We start from the raw sequence: 13,965 nt of genomic DNA, 5'->3' as shown, positions 1-13,965 counted from the left end.
CCGAGTGGTAGCTGTCAGAGTCATCCCCTGTCTCGACGTCGACGGCGGTCGCGTCGTCAAGGGCGTGAAGTTCGCCGACCTCAAGGACGCCGGCGATCCCGTCGAACTCGCGCACCGCTACGGCGAATCCGGCGCCGACGAACTCACCTTCCTCGACGTCACCGCCAGCAGCGGAGACCGCGAAACGGTCCACGACGTCGTCCGCTCCTGCGCGGAGCAGGTGTTCATCCCGCTCACCGTCGGCGGGGGAGTGCGCAGCGTCTCCGACGTCGACCGGCTGCTGCGCGACGGTGCCGACAAGGTGTCGGTCAACACCTCGGCGGTGGCGAGGCCCGAACTCATCAGCGAGATCTCCCACCACTTCGGCAACCAGGTCCTCGTCCTCTCCCTCGACGCCCGACGCACCCAGGGAACGACGACACAGTCGGGGTTCGAGGTCACCACCCGCGGCGGACGAGACGGCACCGGCCGCTGTGCGATCGACTGGATCCGCGAGGCCGCCGACCGCGGAGTCGGCGAGATCCTGCTCAACTCCATCGACGCCGACGGCACCCGGGAGGGCTTTGACCTCGAACTCATCTCGGCCGCCCGCGCCGCCGTCGACGTCCCGCTCATCGCCTCCGGTGGAGCCGGCCGCGTCGAGCACTTCGCCCCCGCCGTCGCCGCAGGCGCCGATGCGCTCCTGGCCGCGAGCGTCTTCCACTTCGGGACGCTGAGCATCGCCGAGGTGAAGGCGGCCCTGGCAGCCGAAGGGATCGAAGTCCGATGAGCCGCGACATCGACGCAACCCCGGAGAACTGGCAGGACCTCATCCGTCCGAATGCTGACGGGCTCGTGCCCGTCATCGTCCAGGAGGCCACGAGCCGTGAGGTGCTCATGCTCGCCTGGATGGACGTCGAAGCCGTCCGACGCACCCTGGACACCCGGCGGGCCACCTACTGGTCCCGCTCCAGGCAGGAGTACTGGGTCAAGGGTGAGACCTCGGGGCATGTCCAGCATGTGCGCTCACTCAGCCTCGACTGCGACGCCGACGCCCTGCTGCTGAGCGTCGATCAGACCGGCCCCGCCTGCCACACGAACACACCGACCTGCTTCACCGGAAGGACCATCAGTGCCGACTGACTACTCGGCGACCGGCAGCGAGCTGCCGATCCGACCCAGCCTCGAAGAATTCCGCTCCCTCGGGGCCGGTCACCGGCTCGTGCCCGTCCACACCCAGGTGCTTGCGGACTCCGAGACCCCGCTGAGCCTCTACCGCAAACTCACCGACGGCGGTCCCGGCAGCTTCCTCTTCGAATCCGCCGTCGCCGGCTCCTGGGCCCGCTACTCCTTCATCGGCTCCGCCCCGGTCGCCACCCTGCTCTCGACCGCTGACGGGTTCCGATGGACCGGCACTCCGCCGGTGGGGATCCCGACCGAGGGAGACATCCTCGACGCCGTCACAGCGACGCTCGAGCTGCTCGCCGTCGGCTCAGACGAATCGAGCCTGCCGCCGATGGTCTCGAGCTTCGTCGGCTACTTCGGCTGGGACATCATCCGCCGCTTCGAACGGCTCGGTCCACCCCGCCCGAACGAGCACCACCTGCCCACGGTGCAGCTGATGATCCCCGGCGACATCGCCGTCTACGACCATTACACGAGCATGGTCACCCTCGTGGCCAACGTCTTCAACGTCAACGGCGCCGACACCGGCATCGACGAAGCGCACGCCTCGGGAGTCGAACGGATCACCGCGATGCTCGACCGCCTGCGCAGACCCAGCCCGGCCGACATCATCGATGTCCGCCCCACCGACCCCGAGGTGACCACCCGGACACCGCGCCAGGTCTACCTCGACGGGGTGAACCAGGTGAAGCAGGAGATCGTCGACGGGGAGGCCTTCCAGGTCGTGCTCGGCCAGCGCTTCGACACCCCGTGCACAGCCGAGCCGCTGAGCGTCTACCGGATGCTGCGGCACGCGAACCCCAGCCCATTCATGTACCTGCTCAACCTCCACGACGACGAAGGGGAGCCGGCGAGCATCATCGGCTCCTCACCCGAAGCGCTCGTCACCGTCCGCTCCGGCGACGTCGTCACGCATCCGATCGCCGGCTCCCGGCCCCGCGGGGCCACGCCGGAGGCCGACGACTCCCTGGCCCGTGAGCTGCTGGCCGATGAGAAGGAACGAGCCGAACATCTCATGCTCGTCGACCTCGCCCGCAACGACCTCGCGAAGGTCTGCGCCGCGGGCACCATCGACGTCAGCGAGTTCATGGACATTGTCCGCTACAGCCACATCATGCACATCTCCTCGACTGTGCGCGGGGAGCTCACTCCGGAGACCACTGCCATCGACGTCCTGCGGGCGACATTCCCCGCAGGCACCCTGTCCGGAGCCCCGAAACCCCGCGCCCTCCAGATCATCGACGAACTCGAACCCATCGGTCGCGGCATCTACGGGGGAGTCGTCGGCTACATGTCCTTCACCGGCGACCTCGACCTGGCGATCGCCATCCGCACCGGTGTCCTCCGAGACGGCACCATGAGCGTCTACGCCGGAGGCGGACTCGTTGCGGACTCGGTGCCCGAGACCGAATACCGGGAATCGGAGAACAAGGCCGCCGCCGTTCTGCGGGCGGCCGCCGCCGCGAACGCCGCTGCAGTCGGCACGAATGCAGCGGGATCCGCCGCAGGAAGTCAGGAGTGACCCAGATGACGAAATCGCGCGGCGTCCTCATCGTCCTCATCATCGCGGCCGCCCTCTGGGCGCTGACGATCTCAGCCTGGCAGGCGGGCGCCGTCGGCGACACGCTCGGACCCAGCGGCGTGGCCGAAGTCACCGACGACACGAATTCCGGGACTTCGCCGGTCGCCACAGCGTGTGTGGCGATCATCGCCGTGACCGGCCTGCTCGCCGCGATGCTCGGCAAGGTCGGACGTTTCGTCGTGCTCGGACTCGCCGCCGTCGCGGCTCTCGGCTACGGCGTCACCGCGCTCACCGCTGCGAGCGCACCGGGCGCCACCTCGTGGCCGATCGTCGCCGCCGTCGCAGCCGGGATCGGCATCATCGGCATCATCTGGGTGGCGACCGCCTCGGCGAAATGGACGAACTCGAACCGCTACGCCCGCACCGCCGAGGCCGCCGACGGCGAATTCGACTCCGCCGCAGCCTGGGACGCACTCTCCCGCGGAGAGGACATCCCCGGCGAGAGCGAAACCGACGACGGCGAGCCCGATTCGAAATGACCCTGTGACCGGGTCGGTGCCCGGTCCGCACACGAAGCGTGACACAATGGAGGAAAGAATCCCACCAGCGTGCCACGCAGTCACACGAAGGAGCACCATGTCGCAGTCCCTCGCCCGCAACGGGGCCTCTGATCTCGACAAATCCACGATCGACTATTCGGCGATCGCCGATCCCGGTCACGGCAACTCCGTCGCCGGATGGACCGGCGTCATCATCATGCTCGTGGGCGTCTGCGTCGGCTGTGTGGGCTTCACCATCCACAACCCGATGATCACCTACATCTCCATCGGAATCGTCGCCCTCGGCCTCATCGTCGGCATGATCCTGCGCGCCGTCGGACTGGGCAATAAGCCGAAGCGCCGATGACGGTCCTCACCGACATCGTCGCCGGTGTGCGTGAGGATCTGCAGGCACGCCGCAACTCCGTTCCTCTGCCGGAGGTCATCGCCGGCGCGCAGGCCGCAGCGCCGGCCCGAGTCGTCGACCTCCACTCCGACTTCGGCGTCATCGCCGAGGTGAAGCGCAAGTCACCCTCCCGCGGGGACCTCGCACACATTCCCGACCCGGGCACCCTGGCCGGCCTCTATGCCGCCGGCGGGGCCCGCGCGATCAGCGTGCTCACCGAATCCCGACGCTTCTCCGGCAGCCTTGAGGACCTCGATGCGGTGCGTGCCGCTGTCGACATCCCGGTCCTGCGCAAGGACTTCATGGTCGACGAATACCAGTTCCACGAAGCCCGCGCCCACGGCGCCGACATCGTGCTCCTCATCGTGGCGGCACTCGACCCCGCACAGCTGAGCGAATTCCACGCCCTGGCGACGGAACTGGGCATGACCGCGCTCGTCGAGACCCACAACCGCGACGAACTCGAGATCGCCGCCGACCTCGGCGCCGAACTCATCGGAGTCAACACCCGCAATCTCAAGGACCTCAGCGTCGACACCGACCGCTTCGCTCCGCTGGCCGAACTGGCACCGACCGGGTGCACGCTGGTCGCCGAATCCGGCGTCGCCGGATCGGCCGAGGTCGCGAAGTACGCCGAATCAGGAGCCGACCTCGTGCTCGTCGGCGAAGCCCTCGTCACGGGCGGCCGTCCGCAGGCCGCCGTCGAGGAGTACACCGCGGTCGGTCGGGAACACCGTCGAGTGTCCGCATCCTGAACCCCGCGCGCTCTCGTCGGCGACTGTGACCGACCATGAGCGAAGACCGGCACCCATCCGGCCGATGTCCGGGTATGAGGCGCAGCCTCACCCGCGCACGGCCACGAGGAGATCGAGAAGGACCGCAATGACCGATGTGAGCGAGGAGACCGGACCGTACTTCGGTGCGTTCGGAGGCAGGTTCATCCCCGAGGCGCTGATCCCGGCGCTCGACGAGATCGAGGAGACCTGGCGCAAGTCGCAGGTCGATCCAGCCTTCACCGATGAGCTCCTGGACTACCAGCGCAACTACATCGGCAGGCCCTCGCTGCTCACCGAGGCCACCCGCTTCGCGAAGCACTGCGGCGGAGCCCGCGTGTTCCTCAAGCGCGAAGACCTCAACCACACGGGCAGCCACAAGATCAACAATGCCCTCGGGCAGGCTCTGCTGGCCAAGCGGATGGGCAAGACCCGCTTGATCGCCGAGACCGGTGCGGGACAGCACGGAGTCGCCACTGCGACCGTCGCCGCGCTGCTCGACATGGAGTGCGAGGTCTATATGGGCGAAGAGGACACCCAGCGACAGGCTCTCAACGTCGCCCGGATGCGTCTGCTCGGAGCGAAGGTCAATGCCGTGACGAACGGCACCCGCACCCTCAAGGACGCGATGAACGAAGCGATGCGCGATTGGGTGGCCAACGTCGACGCCACCCACTACGTCATCGGCACCGTCGCCGGACCCCACCCGTTCCCCGCGATGGTCCGCTCGTTCCAGAACGTCATCGGCGTCGAGGCTCGCGAACAGATCCTCGAGGCCGCAGGCAGACTGCCCGACGCCGTGTGCGCCTGCGTGGGCGGAGGCTCGAACGCGATGGGTCTCTTCGCGGCCTTCCTCGGCGACGAACAGGTGAAGATCTACGGCTTCGAAGCCGGCGGAGAAGGCGTCGAATCGGGCCGTCACGCCGCCCGCTTCTCCGGCGGACGCCCCGGCGTCCTCCACGGGTCCGCGACCTACATCCTCCAGGACTCCGACGGCCAGACGCGTGCCTCGCACTCTGTCTCGGCGGGCCTCGACTACCCGTCGGTCGGCCCCGAGCACTCGCATCTTCACGACACAGGACGCGTGACCTACGAACCCGTCGTCGACGATGAGGCGATGGAGGCCATGCGCCTGCTCTCGCGCACCGAAGGCATCATTCCCGCGATCGAATCCGCCCATGCCCTGGCCGGGGCGATGCGCATCGGCCGCGAGCTCGGCTCCGATGCTGTCCTGCTCGTCAACCTCTCCGGTCGCGGCGACAAGGACATGACCACAGCAGCGAAATGGTTCGACTACATCGATGAAGGGGCGGTGCAGGTATGACGCACTCAGGTCCACGCACAGGCACGACGTTGGCCTCCGTCGCCGAGGCGGGACGCAGCGCCGCTCTCATCGGCTACCTGCCCGTCGGATTCCCGAGCGTCGACGGATCCGTCGAGGCGATGGTCGAACTCGTCCGCGCAGGCGTCGACATCATCGAGGTCGGCCTGCCGTACTCGGACCCCGGCATGGACGGCCCGGTCATCCAGCACGCCGCCGAAGCGGCACTGGAATCCGGTGTGCGCACCAAGGACGTCTTCACTGCCGTCGAGGCCATCGCCGCGGCCGGAGGCACCGCCGTGGTCATGAGCTATTGGAACCTCGTGCTCCAGTACGGCGTCGCGGACTTCGCCCGTGATCTCGACTCCGCCGGCGGCGGAGGAATCATCACCCCCGACCTCATTCCGGATGAGGCCGGGGACTGGATGGCAGCGTCCGACGACTACGATCTCGACCGGATCTTCCTCGCCGCACCCTCCTCGACACCCGAACGGCTCGACCGCATCGTCGGGGCCAGCCGCGGCTTCGTCTACGCCGCCTCGACGATGGGCGTCACCGGCGTCCGCTCCGAGGTCGACGACCATGCCCGCGGACTCGTCTCCCGACTGGGCGAGGCCGGCGCCGAACGCGTCTGCGTCGGACTCGGGGTCTCGACCCGAGACCAGGCCGCCGAGGTCGCCGCTTACGCCGACGGCGTCATCGTCGGCTCCGCATTGGTCAGAGCCCTGGACTCCGACGGTGTGGCCGGCCTCGGCCGCCTCGCCGCCGAGCTCGCCGAAGGGTGTGCATGAGCTTCAGCCCTGCCTGGGTCGTCTTCATCGCCCTCGGCCTCGGACTCGCCCTGTGGATGACGAGCATCCAGTGGCAGTCTCGCGGCGGCCACCGGGGAGACATGTGGGCGATCGCAGTCGTCGGTGTTCCAGCCGCCGTCATCGGCGGCCGGATCGGCCATCTCCTGTCCGCTCCCGACACCTACTTCGGTCCCTCCAGTCACCCCCTGCAAGCGTTTGCGCTGTGGGACGGCGGCTTCAGCTTCTGGGGTGCGAGCCTCATCGGCCTGCTCGCTGTCTGGCTGCTCACCCGCTTCCAGGGCATCCGCTTCCTGCCGCTGCTCGACTCCGTCGCCCCCGGGCTCATCCTCGGCCATGTCGCCGGAGCCTTCAGCGACTGGTTCGCCGGACGCACAGCGCTCATGACCGTGCTGGCCGAATCGATCTGGAACCTGCTGGCCTGCATCGTCCTCATCGTCGTCGCGAAGCGCCTGCGTCTGGGCTACGGCCAGGTCTTCGCTCTCTACCTGTGCCTGTTCAGCCTCGGGCGCATCCTCCTCGAAGCTGTGCGACTCGGCACCCCCGAGGCGGAGGATGCCCGGATGCTGCTCGGCCTGCCCGTCAACGTCTGGACGGCCGCTCTCGCCCTTCTCATCGGCGTCGTCTGGCTCATCGTCTCCCGCCTGCGCCATCGCACCCAGGAGGCCGGCGTCTACACTCACGGTGCCCGCACGCTGGCACGTCGGCACCGGCGAGGCAAGCACACCTACGAGATCAACGCCCGAAACATCCCCGGCGCAGTGTCGGCTCCCACGCCTGCGGAGTCTCGGAGCTCCTCGGCGCCTCTGCCGTCGGTGTCCGGGATCCCCGACCCCGCGGCGTCGAAGGAGTCGGGCACGGACACGCCCGAGACCGTCGCTGAGTCAGCGGTACCGGAGGACGGTGACGCGGTCGCGCAGCTCGCCGGTCGGCACAGCTTCGGATTCTTCGGAGCGGTCACCTCGGCGATCTCGATCGTGCCGGACGTGAGGGGTAACTCCACCCCGTCGGTCCGTAACGACGACCGCCATTCGTCCGACCACTGAGACGAATTGGTTCACCTTTCGCTCCTTTCCTGACTTTGGCATCCGGTGACCCGGGGTGTAAGTTGATAACCCGGCCGTGAGAGCCATCTCACAGCCACCGCCCGGTCGGCGCCGCCTCCGGGCTTGCCCAAGCCGCAGAGGACAGCGTCGTCTTTTCGGAGACCGTCACAACCCCGAGAAGGCACCATATGAATCACAGGACTTCGCCGAGCCGGAAAACTCCGGCCCCGCCAGGTCGCGCAGGACTCTACGATCCGGCGCTCGAACACGACGCCTGCGGACTCGCTCTCATCGTCCGCTACCGCGGAGACGCCGACCACGAGGTCGTCGATCAGGCACTGACCGCGCTGCGCAAGCTCGAGCACCGCGGCGGCATCGGTTCGGACGAAGGCACCGGCGACGGAGCAGGCATCACCCTGCAGATCCCGCACGACTACTTCGCCGAGGAGCTCTCGGCACAGGGCATCACCCTCCCGGCGCCCGGCCAGTACGCAGCCGGCATCGGATTCTTCTCTCAGGACTACCGGTCCGACCTCGTCGGTCGGAAAGCCGCCGTGAGCCCGGCGAGCACGAGCGAGCTGCCGCAGGCCGGCACCGAAGATGCCGACGCCGAAGAGGCCACCGTCAGCCGCATCGCCGGCGAGGAGGGACTGATCGTCCTCGGGTACCGGGATGTTCCCCGCGACGATTCGGTCCTCGGTGACATCGCTCTGAATACTCAGCCGCGGATGCGTCAGGTCTTCTTCGGCTTCGACGAACGCTACCCGGCTCGCGACGATGCCGATCTGCGCAGGCGTGCATTCATCGTCCGCAAGCGACTCGACCACGAGGGCATCTACTTCCCGTCGCTGTCTCCGAGCACGATCACCTACAAAGGCATGCTCTCGACCGGGCAGCTCGCCAGCTACTACACCGAGCTCAGCGATGAACGCCTGACCTCGCGGATCGCGCTCGTCCACTCGCGGTTCTCGACGAACACCTTCCCGTCCTGGCAGCTCGCCCAGCCCTTCGGCACGATCGCCCACAACGGTGAGATCAACACCGTCCGCGGCAACCGGAACTGGATGCAGGCCAGGGAATCCCAGCTCGACTCCGAACTGCTCGCCTCACCGGTGCCCACGACGAGTACGAGCGTGGACCGCCTGTGTCCCATCATCTCTCCCGGAGCCTCGGACTCGGCGTCGTTCAACGCCGTCGTGGAGCTGCTCGAGGCCTCCGGCCGGTCGCTGCCGCAGGCGATGCTCATGATGATCCCCGAGGCCTGGGAGAACAATCCGGGCATGGGGGAATCCCGCCGCGCCTTCTACGAATACCACTCTCTGCTCATGGAGCCGTGGGACGGTCCCGCCTGCGTCGCATTCACCGACGGCCGCCTCGCTGGTGCCGTACTCGACCGCAACGGCCTGCGCCCGGCCCGCTACGTGATGACCGACGACACCGTGGTCCTCGCCAGCGAGATCGGCGTCGTCGACCTGCCCGAGGAGAGCGTCGTCGCCCGCGGTCGCCTGACCCCGGGCCGGATGTTCCTCGTCGACACCGAGACCGAGCGGATCATCTCGGACACCGAGATCAAGAACCAGCTGTCGACCCAGCACCCCTACGAGGAATGGGTCAAGCAGAGCTCCAAGCGTCTGGAGGAGCTGCCCACACGCGTCCACGTCACGCACCCGCAGGCTTCGGTCCGCCGTCGTCAGCGGACCTTCGGCTACACCGAGGAGGAGCTGCGCGTGCTCATCTCCCCGATGGCTGAGACCGGAGCCGAACCGCTCGGGGCGATGGGCACCGACACAGCGATCGCCGGACTGTCCACGCGACCGCGACTGCTCTTCGACTACTTCCACCAGAACTTCGCGCAGGTGACGAATCCGCCGCTCGACTCGATCCGCGAACACATCGTCACGTCCATGGCCGCCGGACTCGGCCGCGAGGGCAACCTGCTCAACCACGATCACCCGGATTCCGCGCACATCATGCTGCGCAGGCCGGTCATCGACAACGACGAACTCGCCGCGATCGCCCACATCCGCGGGGAGCACCTGGGCACCGAGAACCCGCGACCGGCGGTGACCCTGTCCGGTCTCTACTCGGTCAACGCGGGTCCCGATGCGATGGAGGCCAGGATCGAGGCACTGTGCGCCGAGGCGAGCGCCGCCGTCGAGGCGGGCGTGGTCTTCATCGTGCTCAGCGACCGTGAGTCCACGGCCGACCTCGCGCCGATCCCGTCGCTGCTGCTCACCTCGGCACTGCACCACCACCTCGTGCGCGAGCGGACGCGGACGCGGGTGAGCATCGTCGTCGAGACCGGGGACGTGCGCGAGGTCCACCATGCGGCCACCCTCGTGTCCTTCGGTGCTTCGGCGGTCAACCCGTACCTGCTCATGGAGACCGCCGAGGCGCTCGTGAGGGCCGACCGTCTTCGTGGGGTCAGCGAGACCGCTGCCGTGGCGAACGTGCTGTCCGCGCTCAACAAGGGCATGCTCAAGATCATGTCGAAGATGGGCATCTCGACCGTCCAGTCCTACCACGGCGCGCAGACGTTCGAAGCCGTCGGCCTGTCCGGTGACCTCATCGATCGCCACTTCACCTCGACGCCCCATCAACTCGGTGGCAAGACCATCGCGGACATCGCCGCGGACACCTCGGCCAGACACGCCGACGCCTACCGCGACGACCATCCGAAGCCGGCCCACCGCCCGCTGCGGGTCGGAGGGGAATACCAGTGGCGTCGGGAAGGACCGGGCCATCTGTTCAGCCCGGAGACGATCTTCAAGCTCCAGCACGCGACGGCGACGAAGCGCTTCGACATCTTCTCCGAGTACACGGCGATGATCGACGAACAGTCGCGCGAGCTGATGACCCTGCGCGGACTCTTCGACCTCGTGCCCGGCGAACAGGGCCCGATCGATATCTCCGAGGTCGAACCGGCCGAAGCGATCATGCGTCGCTTCTCGACCGGGGCGATGAGCTACGGCTCGATCTCGAAGGAAGCCCACGAGACACTGGCGATCGCGATGAACCGGATCGGCGGGAAGTCGAACACCGGTGAGGGCGGCGAGGACACCGACCGTCTCCTCGATCCCGAACGCCGCTCGGCGATCAAGCAGATCGCCTCGGGACGATTCGGCGTGACCAGCCACTACCTCACCGAGGCCGACGATCTGCAGATCAAGATGGCCCAGGGAGCGAAGCCCGGTGAGGGCGGACAGCTGCCGGGAGAGAAGGTCTACCCGTGGATCGCGAAGACCCGTCACGCGACGCCGGGAGTGGGTCTGATCTCACCGCCTCCGCACCACGACATCTACTCGATCGAGGACCTCGCCCAGCTCATCCACGACCTCGGCCGGGCCAACGCCCGCGCCCGCGTCCACGTCAAGCTCGTCTCGGCGGTCGGCGTGGGCACCGTGGCTGCCGGTGTGGCGAAGGCCGGAGCAGACGTCGTCCTCGTCTCCGGACACGACGGCGGCACCGGTGCGAGCCCGCTCAACTCACTCAAGCACGCCGGCACCCCCTGGGAGCTCGGTCTGGCCGAGGCACAGCAGACGCTTGTGCTCAACGGTCTGCGCGAACGCGTGAGCGTCCAGGTCGACGGTCAGCTCAAGACCGGACGCGACGTCATCATCGCCGCCCTGCTCGGCGCCGAGGAGTTCGGGTTCGCGACCACGGCGCTCGTCGTCTCCGGCTGCATCATGATGCGCGTGTGCCACAAGGACACCTGCCCCGTGGGGGTGGCCACCCAGAACCCGGTCCTGCGCGAGCGGTACCAGGGTCAGGCCGACCACGTGGTCAACTTCTTCACCTTCATCGCCGAGGAGGTGCGCGGCTACCTCGCCCAGCTCGGCTTCCGCTCCCTCGACGAGGCGATCGGTGCGGTCGAGAGACTGCGCATCGATCAAGAGCGGGCGGCCGCCTCGGGGCTCGACCTCGATCTCGAGTCGATCCTCACCGTGCCCGCCGACCTCAACGGGTCGACAGAGGGACCGCGCAAGTGCGCGGGCCCCGTCATCCGCGACTTCGCCGGAGAGCTCGACCTGCGTCTGCTCGACCAGGCGAGCGAGGCGATCGCGACCGGCCAGCCGGTGACGATCAGCTCGGTCATCGAGAACACCGACCGCTCGGCCGGCACCCTGCTCGGCCATCACGTCACCCGGGCCCATGCCGAGCGCGGACTGCCCGAGGACACGATCCGACTCGAGCTCCACGGCACAGCCGGACAGTCGCTCGGCGCCTACCTGCCCGCAGGTGTGAGCATCGACCTGACCGGTGACGCCAACGACTACGTCGGCAAGGGCCTGTCCGGCGGCACCATCAGCGTCCACCCGGGCGAGGGCAGCCGGACCCGGCCCGAGCACAACGTCATCGCCGGCAATGTGCTCGGCTACGGCGCCACCTCGGGCAAGCTCTTCGTCTCCGGCCAGGTGGGGGAGCGGTTCATGGTCCGCAACTCCGGCGCCGAGGCGGTCGTCGAGGGCATCGGCGATCACGGGCTGGAGTACATGACCGGCGGCATCGCCGTGATCCTCGGCGGGACCGGCCGGAACTTCGCGGCCGGCATGTCCGGCGGCACCGCCTACGTCCTCGACTTCAACCCCGCTCGTCTCAATCCCGACGAACGTGCGGCCGGCGTCTTCCGGTTCACCGGGGTCGGCGTCGACGATATGACGGTGCTCGAGCGCCTCCTCGACGAACACGTCGAGTGGACGGGCTCACCGCTGGCGGCCGAGCTGCTGGGCGGGCTGCGCCGCGGAGAGGACGTCCTCTCGCGCTTCACGAAGATCATTCCCGTCGCGTACCAGGCGGTGCGCGACATCCAGGCCGAATTCGCCGCAGCCGGGCACTCCCCGGACTCCGACGCCGCCTGGAACACCATTCTGGAGGTCACCCATGGCTGATCCGCACGGATTCCTCACCGTCCCCCACCGCGAAACGCCCAAGCGCCGCCCGGTCCCGATCCGACTGCTCGACTACCGCGAGGTCTACGAGGCCGGAGACCCCGAGCAGCTGCGCCGGCAGGCCTCACGCTGCATGGACTGCGGTGTGCCCTTCTGCCACCAGGGCTGCCCGCTGGGCAACCTCATCCCGGAGTTCAACGACGCGATGTACCGCGGCGAGCTCGCCCGAGCCGTCGAACTGCTCCACGCGACGAACAACTTCCCCGAGTTCACCGGCCGGGCCTGCCCGGCACCGTGTGAGAATGCCTGCGTGCTCGGCATCAACCAGCCGGCGGTGACGATCAAGCAGGTCGAGGTGAGCATCGTCGACCAGGGCTTCGCCGCCGGGCTGATCACGCCGGAGATCCCGGAGAGGATCACCGGGCACACCGTGGCCGTGATCGGCTCCGGACCGGCCGGACTCGCCGCCGCACAGCAGCTCACCCGGGCCGGACACACCGTCGTCGTCTACGAACGCGACGACCGCCTCGGCGGACTGCTGCGCTACGGAATCCCCGACTTCAAGCTCGAGAAGCACCACATCGACCGTCGCATCGAGCAGATGCGGGCCGAGGGCACCAGGTTCGAGACCTCGGTCGAGATCGGTGCGGAGCTGACGCTGGAGGATCTGCGCGCCCGCTTCGATGCCGTCCTCGTGTGCACCGGTGCGACCGTGCCCCGGGACATGCCCGTCGCCGGCCGCGAGCTCGAGGGCGTCGAGTTCGCCATGGACTACCTCGTGCCCTCGAACCGCGTGCAGGCCGGGGAAACTGCGCCGCCTGCGATCGACGCGGCCGGCAAGCACGTCATCATCATCGGCGGCGGAGACACCGGCGCGGACTGCCTCGGCACCGCACTGCGTCAGAAGGCGGCCTCGGTGACGACGCTGGCGATCGGGGCGAAGCCCCCGACCGATCGCAGCGAAAACGATCCCTGGCCCACCGTGCCGCGGATCTTCGAGGTGCAGAGCTCCCACGAGGAGGGCGGCGTGCGGCGCTACCTCGCCTCGACGACGGGATTCCTCAGCGACGGGAACTCTCGGGTCCGCGGAATCGAGGTCGCCGAGACACAGTTCCTCGACGGCCGCCGCGTACCGACACCCGGCACCGAGCACGTTCTCGAGGCCGATCTCATCCTGCTGGCCCTCGGCTTCTCCGGACCCGAATCGGAGGCCCTCGGGCTCGAACTCGGTCAGGGCGGCGCCTTCGCCCGTGACGACTCGTATCAGACCGCGACGCCGGGCGTCTTCGTCGCCGGAGACGCCGGGCGAGGCCAGTCGCTCATCGTCTGGGGAATCGCCGAGGGGCGTGCCGCAGCGGCCGAGGTGGACACGTTCCTCACCGGTTCGACACGGCTGCCGGCCCCGGTCGGACCCCGTGACACCGGGTTCAAGTGCTAAGATGATCTGTGTCAAGCATTGAGATTTCGGCACGCTGAAGTGTCGGCTGTCGAACGAG

At 68.2% G+C, this 13,965-nt stretch carries 11 protein-coding genes; all 11 read left to right on the top strand.

The window, feature by feature from the left end; all coding sequences use genetic code 11:
* The first annotated feature begins 4 nt into the window (after positions 1 to 4).
* Positions 5 to 769 carry an imidazole glycerol phosphate synthase subunit HisF gene (gene hisF / locus J9314_RS10105; protein ID WP_210602300.1) on the top strand — a complete coding sequence of 255 codons (765 nt, stop codon included), beginning with the start codon at positions 5 to 7 and terminating at the stop codon, positions 767 to 769.
* Positions 766 to 1,122 carry a phosphoribosyl-AMP cyclohydrolase gene (gene hisI, locus J9314_RS10100; RefSeq protein WP_210602299.1) on the top strand — a complete coding sequence of 119 codons (357 nt, stop codon included), beginning with the start codon at positions 766 to 768 and terminating at the stop codon, positions 1,120 to 1,122. Before hisF ends, hisI begins: the two co-directional genes overlap by 4 nt.
* Entirely contained in the window at positions 1,112 to 2,686 is a 1,575-nt protein-coding gene (trpE, locus tag J9314_RS10095; RefSeq protein WP_210602298.1) for an anthranilate synthase component I, read from the top strand. The genes hisI and trpE overlap by 11 nt, the downstream gene beginning before the upstream one ends.
* Before the next feature lie 5 nt (positions 2,687 to 2,691).
* Complete coding sequence (locus J9314_RS10090; protein WP_210602297.1) at positions 2,692 to 3,225, top strand: Trp biosynthesis-associated membrane protein; 534 nt, start codon at positions 2,692 to 2,694, stop codon at positions 3,223 to 3,225.
* Positions 3,226 to 3,322: 97 nt separating this feature from the next.
* A complete protein-coding gene (locus J9314_RS10085; RefSeq protein WP_210602296.1) occupies positions 3,323 to 3,592 on the top strand; it encodes an HGxxPAAW family protein in 270 nt (89 codons plus the stop codon).
* A complete protein-coding gene (trpC, locus tag J9314_RS10080; protein WP_210602295.1) occupies positions 3,589 to 4,386 on the top strand; it encodes an indole-3-glycerol phosphate synthase TrpC in 798 nt (265 codons plus the stop codon). Before J9314_RS10085 ends, trpC begins: the two co-directional genes overlap by 4 nt.
* A 127-nt stretch (positions 4,387 to 4,513) precedes the next feature.
* A complete protein-coding gene (gene trpB / locus J9314_RS10075) occupies positions 4,514 to 5,728 on the top strand; it encodes a tryptophan synthase subunit beta (protein ID WP_210602294.1) in 1,215 nt (404 codons plus the stop codon).
* The gene (gene trpA, locus J9314_RS10070) at positions 5,725 to 6,516 is read left to right on the top strand and encodes a tryptophan synthase subunit alpha (RefSeq protein WP_210602293.1); all 792 of its coding nucleotides are present in this window, start codon (positions 5,725 to 5,727) and stop codon (positions 6,514 to 6,516) included. Before trpB ends, trpA begins: the two co-directional genes overlap by 4 nt.
* Positions 6,513 to 7,580, top strand: a complete 1,068-nt coding sequence (locus tag J9314_RS10065; RefSeq protein WP_210602292.1) for a prolipoprotein diacylglyceryl transferase family protein — start codon at positions 6,513 to 6,515, stop codon at positions 7,578 to 7,580. The genes trpA and J9314_RS10065 overlap by 4 nt, the downstream gene beginning before the upstream one ends.
* Positions 7,581 to 7,768: 188 nt before the next feature.
* Complete coding sequence (gltB, locus tag J9314_RS10060; protein WP_210602291.1) at positions 7,769 to 12,469, top strand: glutamate synthase large subunit; 4,701 nt, start codon at positions 7,769 to 7,771, stop codon at positions 12,467 to 12,469.
* The gene (locus J9314_RS10055) at positions 12,462 to 13,907 is read left to right on the top strand and encodes a glutamate synthase subunit beta (protein WP_210602290.1); all 1,446 of its coding nucleotides are present in this window, start codon (positions 12,462 to 12,464) and stop codon (positions 13,905 to 13,907) included. Before gltB ends, J9314_RS10055 begins: the two co-directional genes overlap by 8 nt.
* The last annotated feature ends 58 nt before the right edge of the window (positions 13,908 to 13,965 follow it).

It is taken from the genome of Brevibacterium oceani, assembly GCF_017948325.1.
In the GTDB taxonomy this organism is placed as follows: domain Bacteria; phylum Actinomycetota; class Actinomycetes; order Actinomycetales; family Brevibacteriaceae; genus Brevibacterium; species Brevibacterium oceani.
This window is presented reverse-complemented; position numbering and strand designations above follow the sequence as displayed.

Excerpts from the sequence above, each read along its gene's own strand:
- hisI (WP_210602299.1), top strand. The coding sequence starts at position 766 with ATGAGCCGCGACATCGACGCAACCCCGGAGAACTGGCAGGACCTCATC.
- gltB (WP_210602291.1), top strand. The coding sequence starts at position 7,769 with ATGAATCACAGGACTTCGCCGAGCCGGAAAACTCCGGCCCCGCCAGGT.
- J9314_RS10065 (WP_210602292.1), top strand. The coding sequence starts at position 6,513 with ATGAGCTTCAGCCCTGCCTGGGTCGTCTTCATCGCCCTCGGCCTCGGA.
- J9314_RS10055 (WP_210602290.1), top strand. The coding sequence starts at position 12,462 with ATGGCTGATCCGCACGGATTCCTCACCGTCCCCCACCGCGAAACGCCC.
- J9314_RS10085 (WP_210602296.1), top strand. The coding sequence starts at position 3,323 with ATGTCGCAGTCCCTCGCCCGCAACGGGGCCTCTGATCTCGACAAATCC.
- trpB (WP_210602294.1), top strand. The coding sequence starts at position 4,514 with ATGACCGATGTGAGCGAGGAGACCGGACCGTACTTCGGTGCGTTCGGA.
- trpA (WP_210602293.1), top strand. The coding sequence starts at position 5,725 with ATGACGCACTCAGGTCCACGCACAGGCACGACGTTGGCCTCCGTCGCC.
- J9314_RS10090 (WP_210602297.1), top strand. The coding sequence starts at position 2,692 with ATGACGAAATCGCGCGGCGTCCTCATCGTCCTCATCATCGCGGCCGCC.
- trpC (WP_210602295.1), top strand. The coding sequence starts at position 3,589 with ATGACGGTCCTCACCGACATCGTCGCCGGTGTGCGTGAGGATCTGCAG.